Source organism: Klebsiella sp. V115_8 (assembly GCF_029967715.1).
Taxonomy (GTDB): domain Bacteria; phylum Pseudomonadota; class Gammaproteobacteria; order Enterobacterales; family Enterobacteriaceae; genus Klebsiella; species Klebsiella quasipneumoniae.
The window spans coordinates 390,859-402,733 of sequence record NZ_JASCAR010000001.1; the positions used below are offsets into that span (position 1 = coordinate 390,859).

The 11,875-nt window shown below is 56.1% G+C and carries 11 protein-coding genes and 3 tRNA genes; 5 read left to right on the plus strand and 9 right to left on the minus strand.

Features of this window, described 5'->3' with window-relative positions; all coding sequences use genetic code 11:
• Nucleotides 1-3 precede the first annotated feature (3 nt).
• Together QLG03_RS01905 and drpB are read right to left on the minus strand one after the other, a co-directional pair.
• A complete protein-coding gene (locus tag QLG03_RS01905) occupies nt 4-714 on the minus strand; it encodes a phosphohydrolase (RefSeq protein WP_072421499.1) in 711 nt (236 codons plus the stop codon).
• A 42-nt stretch (nt 715-756) separates the two neighbouring features.
• Entirely contained in the window at nt 757-1,038 is a 282-nt protein-coding gene (gene drpB / locus QLG03_RS01910; protein ID WP_023290293.1) for a cell division protein DrpB, read from the minus strand.
• A 540-nt stretch (nt 1,039-1,578) separates the two neighbouring features.
• On the opposite strand from drpB, the gene ompC reads away from it, so the two are divergent.
• Nucleotides 1,579-2,715 (plus strand): porin OmpC, encoded by a 1,137-nt coding sequence (ompC, locus tag QLG03_RS01915; protein WP_255987953.1) that lies wholly within the window; start codon nt 1,579-1,581, stop codon nt 2,713-2,715.
• 275 nt (nt 2,716-2,990) lie between these two features.
• Here the strand turns inward: ompC and QLG03_RS01920 are convergent.
• A tRNA-Ser gene (locus QLG03_RS01920) sits at nt 2,991-3,080 on the minus strand.
• A 90-nt stretch (nt 3,081-3,170) separates the two neighbouring features.
• On the opposite strand from QLG03_RS01920, the gene mtfA reads away from it, so the two are divergent.
• Nucleotides 3,171-3,971: a DgsA anti-repressor MtfA gene (gene mtfA / locus QLG03_RS01925; RefSeq protein ID WP_072096628.1), complete on the plus strand. Its 801-nt coding sequence runs from the start codon at nt 3,171-3,173 to the stop codon at nt 3,969-3,971.
• A 100-nt stretch (nt 3,972-4,071) separates the two neighbouring features.
• A tRNA-Asn gene (locus QLG03_RS01930) sits at nt 4,072-4,147 on the plus strand.
• 279 nt (nt 4,148-4,426) lie between these two features.
• Here the strand turns inward: QLG03_RS01930 and QLG03_RS01935 are convergent.
• Complete coding sequence (locus QLG03_RS01935) at nt 4,427-4,816, minus strand: RidA family protein (RefSeq protein WP_072413409.1); 390 nt, start codon at nt 4,814-4,816, stop codon at nt 4,427-4,429.
• 140 nt (nt 4,817-4,956) lie between these two features.
• Between QLG03_RS01935 and QLG03_RS01940 the strand changes: the two genes are divergently transcribed.
• A complete protein-coding gene (locus tag QLG03_RS01940; RefSeq protein ID WP_032453414.1) occupies nt 4,957-5,877 on the plus strand; it encodes a LysR family transcriptional regulator in 921 nt (306 codons plus the stop codon).
• A 382-nt stretch (nt 5,878-6,259) separates the two neighbouring features.
• On the opposite strand, the gene ldtA is transcribed toward QLG03_RS01940, so the two are convergent.
• The 3 genes from ldtA to nac all read right to left on the minus strand — a co-directional run bounded on the left by ldtA (nt 6,260) and on the right by nac (nt 9,254).
• Nucleotides 6,260-7,201 (minus strand): L,D-transpeptidase, encoded by a 942-nt coding sequence (gene ldtA, locus QLG03_RS01945; protein ID WP_023290298.1) that lies wholly within the window; start codon nt 7,199-7,201, stop codon nt 6,260-6,262.
• 78 nt (nt 7,202-7,279) lie between these two features.
• A complete protein-coding gene (cbl, locus tag QLG03_RS01950) occupies nt 7,280-8,230 on the minus strand; it encodes an HTH-type transcriptional regulator Cbl (protein WP_004180456.1) in 951 nt (316 codons plus the stop codon).
• Between the two features lie 106 nt (nt 8,231-8,336).
• Nucleotides 8,337-9,254, minus strand: a complete 918-nt coding sequence (nac, locus tag QLG03_RS01955) for a nitrogen assimilation transcriptional regulator NAC (protein WP_004203498.1) — start codon at nt 9,252-9,254, stop codon at nt 8,337-8,339.
• Nucleotides 9,255-9,584: 330 nt separating this feature from the next.
• Between nac and QLG03_RS01960 the strand changes: the two genes are divergently transcribed.
• Nucleotides 9,585-9,660 (plus strand) — tRNA-Asn (locus QLG03_RS01960).
• Between the two features lie 95 nt (nt 9,661-9,755).
• On the opposite strand, the gene QLG03_RS01965 is transcribed toward QLG03_RS01960, so the two are convergent.
• Nucleotides 9,756-11,390, minus strand: coding sequence for a Na+/H+ antiporter (locus QLG03_RS01965; protein WP_023290300.1), 1,635 nt, complete (start codon nt 11,388-11,390; stop codon nt 9,756-9,758).
• Between the two features lie 139 nt (nt 11,391-11,529).
• Entirely contained in the window at nt 11,530-11,817 is a 288-nt protein-coding gene (locus QLG03_RS01970; protein WP_241515415.1) for a hypothetical protein, read from the minus strand.
• Nucleotides 11,818-11,875 lie beyond the last annotated feature (58 nt).

An 11,875-nucleotide genomic window follows, 5' to 3' on the forward strand; every position in this document is an offset into this window, starting at 1 on the left:
AAATCACTGGTCGGTTGACGGCTGCGGTGCAAAGCGGCGTAAAACCGCCTCATCCAGCGCCAGGGGTTCCCCGTTCAGCTCCGCGCTGATCTTGGCCATAAACTCGACGAGGAAGCGCGCATTATGCTGTGCCATAGCCCTTCCTCCGGCGGTCTGCATGGTTTCCGGCAGGCGCAGGAGCTTGCACTGGAAATGGTCGAGGGCATATTTTCTGTCATCCAGCGCTCGCCGGTCGGCGAAAGGATCATCGGCATCAAACAGAATGGTGTTCAGGGCGCCGGCGACGGCGAAGACCCGCGCCAGGCCTATCGCCCCCAGCGACTCGAGACGGTCGGCGTCCTGGACGATTTTCGCCTCCAGCGTGCGCGGCGGGATCGCCGCGCTGAAGCTGTGCGCCTCAATAGCGTGGCTGACCGCCGCATACCGGTCTGCGGGAAAATCGGCAAACGACGACTGCAAAATAGCCAGGGTTTTCTCGGCCGCCATCATCGAGGAGCGGCTTCGCTCCGGATGATTTTTAGGCAGACTGACAATGTCATGAAAATAGCAGGCCGTGAGAAGCACCAGTCCGTCGACCTCCTCCTCCCCGGCGGCCAGCCGGGTGGCGGTGGCCCAGACGCGACGAAAATGGGACAGATCGTGCGCCGCATCCTCCCGGGCGTGGTGCGTCAGTATCCAGTGCTCAAATCGCTGCTGCCAGTCAACCAGGTTCATAGGCGTTCCTTTATCTGTAGGTCAGCCTCGAGCATAGCAACTTTACGACCGATGATCCCGCCCGCTTCCGGAGGGCCGTGTATACCAGACGACAGCGCCGAGGATCGCGCCAATGCCGGCGAGTACCAGCATTCCCAACAGGGCGCCAAGCCATTTCCCTGCCATGGTGCCAAAGTCGCCCTCCGCGCTGGCGCCGGGGACACTGTGAATTTTTCCCACCACCCACCAGTAACGCACAATGACCCAGACACAATATCCGCAAAAGGCATACAACGCCCATAGCGCGAGTTTGCCGCCCGGGCTGCGTTTTGCCTGCTCTTCCATCTCATTCCTCTCCGTGACAAATCATACTACCGCCACTCAAAAACGTGACGCTCATCACATTATACCGCCATGCTGCGCCACAGGCAGCAGTTTCATCCTTGTCTTCTGCACCCACTTATCACTTATTCTGCCCATGGAAATATGCAGGGATGGTTTTTTTATTCTTTACCACGGAATTAAACATTAACGACACCCAGCCATGACGCGTATTTAAATTCTCCCTCCGCCGGCGGCATTGACTAATAAATTATATTTAAAGGCTGAATGGTCAACTCACTGTAAATTAATACAAATAATTTCATTCAGTTAACCACGATCGCAACACAACAACATAACCTATTGCTATACAACAAAATAATCATTAAAACAGATTCATTTAAATTTAATATAATGAACCACATAGAAATATTTTGTAATATCTTACATTATTTATTTACATATTTTATTTTAAATAAAAATGAACTTAGTCGTTAGTATCTGACAGGCATTCCGGAGGGATTGTCATAATTCACAGAAATTATTATTAAAAGGGAATATATAATGAAAAGAAAAGTACTGGCACTCATGGTACCGGCATTACTCATGGTCAATGCCGTTAATGCTGCAGAAATTTATAACAACAACGCCAACAAACTGGACCTTTATGGGAAAGTCGCCGGCCTGCGTTACTTCTCTGACGACACCAGCGAGGACGGCGACCAGACCTATGCTCGCTTAGGCATCAAAGGCGAAACGCAGATCGCTTCCGAGTTAACCGGCTACGGTCAGTGGGAATACAATGTCAAAGCGAACACCAGCGAAGGAGAAGGCGCGAATTCATGGACTCGTCTGGCCTTCGCCGGTCTGAAGTTTGCTGACTATGGCTCACTGGACTATGGCCGTAACTACGGCGTGGTGTACGACATCGAATCCTGGACTGATATGCTGCCGGAATTCGGCGGCGATACCTACACCCAGACCGACGTTTACATGACCGGCCGCACCAACGGGGTGGCCACCTACCGTAACAGCGATTTCTTCGGCCTCGTCGACGGCCTGCATTTCGCCCTGCAGTATCAGGGGAATAATGAAAACGCCGGTTCTGGCGAAGGCACTAACAACGGCGGCGCTCGTAAACTGGCGCGGGAAAATGGCGACGGGTTTGGTATCTCCAGCTACTACGATCTCGATATGGGCATCAGCTTCGGGGCCGCCTACTCGGCTTCCGACCGTACCCATAACCAGCTGGCGGCAGCACGCAGCAGCCATATTTACGCTAACGGTGATAAAGCCGAGGCCTGGACCGTCGGCGCAAAATATGACGCCAACAACATCTATCTGGCCGCCATGTATGCGGAAACCCGCAACATGACCTTCTACGGCAACGGCGCTATTGCCAACAAGACGCAGAACTTTGAAGTCGTCGCCCAGTACCAGTTCGATGAGTATAATTTACCGCTGCGTCCATCCGTGGCCTATCTGCAATCGAAGGGGAAAGATCTTTACAACTATTCTCGCTATAGCGACAAGGATCTGGTCAAGTATGTCGACATCGGCATGACCTATTACTTCAATAAGAATATGTCCACCTATATGGATTACAAAATCAACCTGCTGGATGAAGACGACCGCTTCTACCGCAACAACGGTATCTCGACCGATGATATCGTGGCCCTCGGTCTCGTTTACCAGTTCTGATCCCCATCAAAGCCCGCGCTCAGCGGGCTTTTTCTTGTTCCCGCTCCGTTGAGATCACTCTTTTCAACATTGCCGCTTTCCAGGCGTACCTTCCCTCTTTATGATGCGTTTAAGCTCGTTCGGGCAAATTGCGGCGGTAAAACCACAAAAGGACAAGGCGCACTACCGCGTCTTTACGCTGAAACCAGGACGATGATGATGGCGATACCCCAGCGCAGGCGTTATACCTGAAGCTAACGGTGTTATTGAAGGGGAATGGTCAGAGAAAGAATAGTTGGCGGAGAGAGGGGGATTTGAACCCCCGGTAGAGTTGCCCCTACTCCGGTTTTCGAGACCGGTCCGTTCAGCCGCTCCGGCATCTCTCCGCTGTTGTGGTTGCTATAATGCCAGGATCTTTGGCATTTTAATAGCTCCCGTTTCGGTAATCGTGTTCAAGTGACGACTTTGCGAGCAATATGATGTTTAAATGGCCCTGGAAAGCAGATGATGAGTCCGGCAACGCAGAGATGCCCTGGGAGCAAGCGCTTGCCATTCCGGTTTTAGCCCACCTTTCGCCCGCTGAGCAGCACAAGCTGACGCAGATGGCTGCCCGTTTCTTACAGCAAAAACGTCTGGTGGCGCTTCAGGGGCTGGAGCTGACTCCGTTGCACCAGGCGCGGATAGCTATGCTCTTTTGCCTGCCGGTACTTGAGCTGGGGATTGAGTGGCTGGACGGTTTTCATGAAGTGCTGATCTACCCTGCCCCCTTTGTTGTGGATGATGAATGGGAGGATGATATTGGTCTGGTCCACAACCAGCGGGTGGTGCAGTCGGGGCAAAGCTGGCAGCAGGGTCCCGTAGTGCTGAACTGGCTGGATATTCAGGACTCCTTTGATGCGTCAGGCTTTAACCTTGTGGTGCATGAGGTGGCGCATAAGCTTGATGCGCGGAATGGCGATCGGGCCAGCGGGGTGCCGCTGATCCCACTGCGCGAAGTCGCCGGCTGGGAGCACGATCTCCACGCGGCGATGAACAACATTCAGGATGAGATAGATCTGGTAGGGGAAAGCGCCGCCAGCATTGACGCCTATGCCGCCACCGATCCTGCGGAGTGCTTCGCCGTCCTTTCGGAATATTTTTTCAGCGCGCCTGAACTGTTCGCGCCCCGCTTCCCGGCCCTGTGGCAACGTTTTTGCCATTTTTACCGCCAGGATCCGCTGGCGCGCAGACGTGAAAATGGCCTGCAGGACGAAGACGAGCGGCGCATTGTTCACTAAAACAACGTGTTGAGCTAAATTTAGCCATTTGAATCAGCAGGTTAATTTTAGTGTTGACACAAAAATGCCGGGCCAGTAGTATGCGCCTCGTTCACACGATTCCTCTGTAGTTCAGTCGGTAGAACGGCGGACTGTTAATCCGTATGTCACTGGTTCGAGTCCAGTCAGAGGAGCCAAATTTAAAAAGCCCGCTCAGGGAAACCTGAGCGGGCTTTTTGCTTTCCGTGAGCCCCACGCCAGCGGGTATAAGCAGCATCGTACCGTTGGTACCGTCCAACGTTCCGTATGCGATCCCCGCAGGTGAAAAGCAGCGCCGCTGCTCCCAACCTTATGGCTACAGACTTTCGATCCGACGGTAACCACTGGGTCTACTGCTGGGTAGCAGACGATCCCGATTCGGCAGTTACCGCTGCAGACAGCGCGGACTGCCCAACTGGCGGAAAGACCCGTAACGCTTAGGGTAGCCTGGCAATAACCTTAATCTCGAACTTAAATCCATAAAGCCACGTCACGCCGATCCCGGTCAGCGTAGGGTAAGGCGCTTCTCCCCAATATTCTGGCAGGATACTCCAGATAGCGTCGAGATTTGACTCAGGATCGACGACAAAGAGGGTAACGTCAACCACGTCCCTAAACGTGCAGCCCGCCGCTGCGAGCACAGCATTAAGATTTTTGAACGCCAGCCTGACCTGTGCTTTCAGATCGTGCTCAGGCGAACCATCCTCGTGGCTACCTACCTGCCCCGAAACAAACAAGAAACCATTGGATTTGATGGCCGGTGAATAACGATTGCGCTCATAAAGCGCCTGCCGACCGTGGGGAAAAACGGCTTCGCGTGCTGTCATGTTTGTACCTTTATACTGGGGCGAAATCAGCCCGGTGAATGTAAAGACACTGTACAACGGCCAGATCGGGCGGATAAACAAGCGACTTTGTCCCTCATTGTTTGTAATATCCAAACAATCGATGAAAGACAGGATAAGAAATGGATCGTTTCGATGCGATGCGCGCCTTTGCTCGGGTGGTGGAGGCAGGGAGCTTCACGAAGGCTGCCCAAACGCTGCATATGAGCAAAACCACGGTGACGCAACTCATTCAGCAACTGGAAGCGCGACTGCGCGTCAAATTGCTCCATCGCACCACCCGCAAGCTTGGGGTGACTCCCGATGGCGCGGTCTACTACGAGCGCGTCATCCGCCTGCTGGCGGACATGGAGGATGCTGAAAACAGCCTGTCCAGTGCGGCGATGACGCCCAGGGGACGGCTACGGGTGGATGTGCCCAGTCCGCTAGCCCGCCTCATCCTGGTGCCGGCGCTACCGGCTTTCCACGCCCGCTACCCTGATATCCAGTTCGACATGGGCGTGAGCGACAGGAAGGTAGATCTGATCGGCGACAACGTGGATTGCGTCCTGCGCGGTGGCGAAATCACCGACCAGTCCCTAATCGCACGCCATGTCGGCGATTTGCCAATCGGCGTCTACGTCGCCCCCCGTTATGTGGAACGCCTTGGCGCTCCCGCACACCCGCGAGAGCTGCAAAATACTGACCATTGCATAGTGGGATTCTTGTCCTCACGCACCAGTAAGATTGATCCTTTGGTACTGCGCAGTGAGAATGAACGTATTGAAATCACGGGCAACTACGTCCTTGCCGTGGATGATGGCAATGCTTACCTCGAAGCTGGGTTAGCTGGCTTAGGCGTGATTGCGCTGCCCAACTATATGGCGGCAGCGCATCAGGCCGTTGGCGCTTTGATTCCATTATTTACACAATGGCGGATTAGCCCAATGCCTCTGTACCTGGCGTTTCCACCGAACCGCCATGTCAACGCCAAGCTGCGCGTTTTTATTGACTGGATCGTTGAAGTGATGCAGCAGCATGTCCCGATTGCCAACAATAAGTAACGACATCCCAGCCCCCTGATTCGCTTATCAACGACGATGGGGGTCAGTAGTAGTGACTGTGGTCAGGCGTGTTTTGACAATAGGGATTCTGCAGCACTCATCAGTATTATATTCTGGATATTGGCTATCATAACGGGGATAATCGCTTTCATGGACAATGGCAGCCAAAAAAAAGATCCTCAGTAACAATCAAGTCCATAGACATATTTGCAGACTTTATCATCTCCGCCTGAGCCTCTCCTGGCGCCCTCATTAACACGCCATCACCGCCACTGTTGATAAGTTAAGGATCGGTTTCCCGATCCTTATCCCCAACAACGTTGAATGCATCGACAGCACAAGAGCCTTCTTACAATAGCCGTTAATGAGGCTAAACGACCCCCTACAAACTCCCCTGCGCCGCTGTGGCGCTGATATTCACCGGCATGCCGGAGCGGCGCTGCAGGGTTTGCTCGGCCTGCGAAGGACTCACTCCCGGCCCCTGAGTAAATTCGCGCAGCGCCGAGGTCATCGGCAAGGGGACTTTTCTGTCGGATTCAAATTCCGCCCGGTTGCGCGACAGCGGCTCGTGCACCTCCAGCCAGTGGCTGCCATCCGGTTCCACGGTGTACTTCACCGGCTGATCGATCAGCTGGACGCGCGTCCCCACCGGTACGTTATCAAACAGGAATTTAATGTCGTCATTGCGCAGGCGGATGCATCCCTGGCTGACGCGCAGCCCGATGCCAAAGTTGGCATTGGTGCCGTGGATGGCGTACAGCCTGCCGATATAGATCGCATACAGCCCCATCGGATTATCGGGGCCGGGCGGCACCATCGCCGGCAGGGTTTTGCCCTCTTTCGCATATTCACGGCGGGTATTGGCGGTTGGTACCCAGGTGGGCCCTTCCTGCTTGCGCTCTACCGCCGTCACCCAGTTACGCGGCGTTTCGCGTCCCGCCTGGCCAATGCCGATTGGCAGGACTTCCACGCTATTGCCCAGCGGCGGGTAATAATAGAGGCGCATCTCGGCGACGTTGATAACGATCCCCTCACGCACGGTGTCAGGCAGGATCAGCTGCTGCGGAATGGTCAGCGTCGAACCGGAGTGCGGCAAATAAACATCGACGCCGGGGTTCGCCTCCAGCATATTGCTCAACCCCTGGCCGTACTGGGCGGCAAAGCTTTCCAGTGGTTGAGTGTTGTTCTCCGGCACGGCAATGGTAAAAGCGCTGCCCACCAGACGGCTCCCCTCCGGCGGCAGCGGATAGCTGACGGCCAGCGCGCTGTGGCTGGCGAACAGCATCAGCGCCGAACAGAGTAATGTCACACGCCGCATCGTCATTTTCCCTTCCTCAGTCGCGACTCTCGTGTGTGAATTATAGCGGCATTTCCTCTCCCCGATCCGCTGGCCAGCATTTCCTTAAATCTGATAGTCGATAGCGGCCTCTTCCGGCTCCATCGCCTGGCGCTTGATCTCATCCAGCGACAGTCCGGCATTGCACAATTCGATAAAGCGCCAGACGTAATTACGCTGCAGCTGACCCCGCTTCAGTCCCAGCCATACGGTATTGGCATCAAACAGATGGCGGGTATCGAGCCGCGTAAAGGTGTCCGCTTCGCGGGCATCCCCGGACTGCTCGGCAACCAGCCCGACGCCCAGCCCCAGCTCGACGTAGGTCTTGATCACATCGGAATCCTGGGCGCTCAGCACAATATCCGGCATCAGCCCTTTGCGGTTGAAGGCCTCATCGATCCGCGAACGGCCGGTGATCCCCTGGCGATAGGTGATTAACGGCCAACGGGCAATCGCCTCCAGCGTCAAAGGAGACACCTGGGTCAGGGGATGGTCTTTGGGTACCAGCAGGCTGTGATGCCAGCGGAACCAGGGGAAAGCCGCCAGCGTCGGGTCGTTGCTCAGACGCTCGCTGGCGATGCCGATATCCGCTCCGCCGTTATGCAGCAGCGCTTCGATTTCCTGCGGGGTGCCCTGCACCAGCTCGACGCGAACGTCGGAGAACAGCTCGCGGAAAGCTTTAATCACCGGGGGCAGGCTGTAGCGCGCCTGGGTATGGGTGGTGGCGATGGTTAAGACGCCGGAGGCATCGTTAGTGAAGAGATCCGCCAGCCGCCGGACGTTGCTGGCTTCATTGAGGATCCGCTCTGCAATGGATAACAGCGCTTTACCCGGCTCGGTCATGCCTAACAGGCGTTTGCCGCGACGGATAAAGATCTCGATCCCCAGCTCCTCTTCCAGTTCCCGGATATGGCGGCTGACGCCTGACTGCGAGGTATAGAGCATATTCGCGACTTCCGTCAGGTTGTAATCCTGACGGGCCGCCTCACGGATAATTTTCAGTTGCTGGAAGTTCACCCTTTCCTCCGGGCCAATGGACTTAACGTATCTGCTATTGTTAAAGTCTGTTGTCCCGGGTAACAAATAATAAAAACCAGCAACTTATTCCTTAAGAGAATATAGCTTAACTAACCAGCTGCAGTTCGCGGTTCTCCAGCGACGGACGGCTCACCAGAGACAGCAGGATCTCCTTCACCGCCTGCGCCTGCGGCGACAAACCGCCGCGCGCCGACATGTTCAGCGACAGCGACAGGCTCATTGACGGCGTGCTAATCCGCGCCATCCAGCCGTTCGCCGCGCCGCACAGGGAGCGGGCAGCGGATTCCGGCAGGACCGTCGCCCCCATGCCGCTGGCGATGGCCGCGGTCAGGGTGGTAATGGATTCGATCTCGCCGATAATTTTCGCCGACAGACGACGCAGGGTGAACGCCTCGGTGACCCGCGCCCGTACCGCGCTGTAATCCCGCGGCAGGAACAGGTTCATCTCCGCCACCGCCGTGAGGTCCACGCTCTGCCCCGGGCAGTCGCGGGTGCCGACCAGGTAGAGGTCTTCTTTCAGCAGCGGCTGACTGACGATGCCGGCCACCGGCGAACGCTCATACAGCACCGCCATATCGAGCTGGCCCGCCAGCAGCTTGTCATTCAGCGCAGTGCCGCTGCTTTCCTGCAGATAGACCATCACCTCGGGCAGCTCATTACGCACCGTCTGCAGCAACGGCATGGTAATGGCGGAGGCCGCTGTGCCCGGCGCCAGGCCGATCGAGACCTGGCCACGCAGCGTCTGGCCGACGTTATTGACCGCCAGCTGCGCCTGCTCACACTGGCGCAGAATGGTCCGCGCATGGGTATAAAGGATTTTACCGGCTTCCGTTGGCGTGACCCCTCGCTTGGTGCGTATCAGCAGCTGCTGGTCCATTTCACCTTCCAGGGTCGCGACCTGCTGGCTGAGGGCCGGTTGGGCGATGTGCAAGACTTCAGCGGCCTGGGTCAGACTGCCGATATCGACGATTTTCACAAAATATTTCAGTCGTCTTAAGTTCATTTTGCCTCCTGTAAGGAACGCCAGCGTCAACGCTGGAAGTATGATGAAACTGGTTTTGCAATTTGCTTGCCAGCTTTTCATTTCCGCTGCCGTTGCCCGCCACAGGCGGTGTTATAAGGGATAGTGATAGCAATCCGGTTTTTATTTGCCCGGTAAGCAGATTGTGGTATGCCCCATTAGGGGTACATTCGCACTACAACGGTGCAATCTGGTGAAAAAAACAGCGCATGCGCGGGGGTTGCTGAAATTGTCAGCAGTCGAACGCAATTCTTTGAATCAGGCTTTGACAAGGCCGGGTGGCATCGTTAATATGCGCCCCGTTCACACGATTCCTCTGTAGTTCAGTCGGTAGAACGGCGGACTGTTAATCCGTATGTCACTGGTTCGAGTCCAGTCAGAGGAGCCAAATTTAAAAAGCCTGCTTTCGAGCAGGCTTTTTGCTTTTCCGCGCCAGCTGCGCTGCCGGAAGGCGAAGGATCCCCCCCTCCGGCGATGGCGCCCCTAGCGCAAGCTCTCTTCCTTCAGGTCTATCTCTCGCAGCACCTCATAAAAGGTGATATCGCTAATGTTGTGGGCGCGACGCAGCCGGAACAGCTCCTGACGCTGGGCGATAATGACCTCTCTTTGCATATATTTCTCCAGCCTGGCGCGCTTAGCCAGCTCCAGCCCGACGTCCTGCCCTTCGTCATTGTCGTTATAGTGCAGCCGCCGCTGGTAGGTTTCCAGCAGCATATTGCCGGCATCAGCCCGCAGGGCCTGCTCAGTCGGATCCTCCACCGGCTCGTCGAGTAGCGCATTCAGCCGGTTGATAGCCACTTCGGTCATGACGGCGCCAATATCGTCTTTGCCGGTGTCATGGGGTAAATCATCGGCAAGATAGCGGGTCATAAACGGCAGACCGATAGCCGCCACCACCAGCGACATCAGGATCACCGCCATTGAGAGAAAGATCAGCAGTTCGCGGCCCGGGAATGGTGAACCATCCGCCAGCACCGCCGGCAGCGTCAGAATACCGGCGAGCGTCACGGAGCCTTTGACCCCCGCCAGCGCCATGACGGCGAGGATGCTGAATCGCGGACGGACGGTGATGGCTTTGCCCCGGCGTTTGCGGCGAAAAATGGTCAGCGTCATCGACAGCCATACCCAGGCGAAACGCATCAGACCGAGCGCGAGAGTGATGGCCACGGCGTACAGCAGCAGATACCAGGGCGAAGGGACGCCGGCCTGGCTGGCTACCGCCGGCAACGTCCTGAGCATGCGGGGCAACTGCTCGCCCAGCATCAGGAAGATCATCCCGTTGAGGGTAGTCTGCAGCATGGACCACACCGCGCTGCTTTTCATGCGCGTCGCGGGTAGCCGGGGCCCCGACAGCTGTTCATAGTGCATCGCAATGCCGGCGGCGACGGCGGCAAGAATGCCGGAGACATGGAACGCCTCGGCCAGCAGGTAGGCGGCGAAGGGGATAAGCAGGCTGATCAGGATCTGGATGGCCGGCTCCTCGCGGGTGCGCCGTACCAGAAAGTTATTACATTTGCCGGTGACCCACACCACCACGAGCCCACTGAGGATGCCCCCGAACGCCATCAGGAAAAACTTCATCACCGCCTCTCCCGGGGAGAAGCTGCCGGTCAGCACCGCGGCGATGGCGAAATTAAAAGCGACGAGGCCCGAAGCATCGTTTAACAGCGATTCCCCTTCGAGGATATGCGCCATCCGGGAAGGCAGCGGCGAGCTGGCGGTCATTGCCGATACCGCCACCGGATCGGTGGGTGACAGAATCGCCGCCAGGGCAAACCCCGCCGCCACGGTGATCGCCGGAATAAGCCAGTGAATAAACAGGCCAATGCCGAGGATAGTGACCATCACCAGGCCTATCGCCAGCGACAGAATCGGCTTCATATCGCGGAAAAACGCGTCTTTCGGGATCCGCCAGCCATCAAGGAAAAGCAGCGGCGGGATAAACAACAGCAAAAAGATGTGCGGATCGAAATCGACCTGAAAACCACCGGCGGCCAGCGCGGCGCCCGCAGCGATCTGGATCAGCGGCAGCGGCACTTTAACGGGCAGAAGATGGGAAATGAACACCGTCACCACGATGGCCATCATAAAGACCAGCACAATAGCGATTAGCGACATTCATCCCCTCCTTTGACGGCAATATTCATTCTGTACATCAGGCTGTTATTCCTTTTTCGCAGGTGTGGTTTCGGCGGCGGGTTATTTATCCAGACGCCGATAATAAAGGACAGGCTTTCCTGTCTTGTGGCGTTTTTATTTAAACTGAGGTGGCAACCGGCGCCCCTTCAGGGGGGACAATGTGTTTTATCATGCCGGAGTTGTCAATCCGCCAGGGTCTGCCAATCATCGCCAGCCCGGCAATATAATCGCTACCATTCATCCTTATCATTCCGTGGCGGCCAGAGAGATATATGGTCAGCGGAATAGTCTCAGCGGATTGATATTCTCTGCAGCAGCCGCGCGGAGAACCACGCATTAATAATTGATGATAATCCGCGTCGCCTTCATAAGCCGACTGCCTGGAAATCCCGCCCTTCTCTGCCATACATGGCTTGCCCCCCACCGGGATTGGGGGTACCCTGACAAACAATTAAACCATACGG

Excerpts from the sequence above, each read along its gene's own strand:
- QLG03_RS01905 (WP_072421499.1), bottom strand. The coding sequence starts at position 714 with ATGAACCTGGTTGACTGGCAGCAGCGATTTGAGCACTGGATACTGACG.
- drpB (WP_023290293.1), bottom strand. The coding sequence starts at position 1,038 with ATGGAAGAGCAGGCAAAACGCAGCCCGGGCGGCAAACTCGCGCTATGG.
- ompC (WP_255987953.1), top strand. The coding sequence starts at position 1,579 with ATGAAAAGAAAAGTACTGGCACTCATGGTACCGGCATTACTCATGGTC.
- mtfA (WP_072096628.1), top strand. The coding sequence starts at position 3,171 with ATGATGTTTAAATGGCCCTGGAAAGCAGATGATGAGTCCGGCAACGCA.
- QLG03_RS01935 (WP_072413409.1), bottom strand. The coding sequence starts at position 4,816 with ATGACAGCACGCGAAGCCGTTTTTCCCCACGGTCGGCAGGCGCTTTAT.
- QLG03_RS01940 (WP_032453414.1), top strand. The coding sequence starts at position 4,957 with ATGGATCGTTTCGATGCGATGCGCGCCTTTGCTCGGGTGGTGGAGGCA.
- ldtA (WP_023290298.1), bottom strand. The coding sequence starts at position 7,201 with ATGACGATGCGGCGTGTGACATTACTCTGTTCGGCGCTGATGCTGTTC.
- nac (WP_004203498.1), bottom strand. The coding sequence starts at position 9,254 with ATGAACTTAAGACGACTGAAATATTTTGTGAAAATCGTCGATATCGGC.
- QLG03_RS01965 (WP_023290300.1), bottom strand. The coding sequence starts at position 11,390 with ATGTCGCTAATCGCTATTGTGCTGGTCTTTATGATGGCCATCGTGGTG.
- QLG03_RS01970 (WP_241515415.1), bottom strand. The coding sequence starts at position 11,817 with ATGGCAGAGAAGGGCGGGATTTCCAGGCAGTCGGCTTATGAAGGCGAC.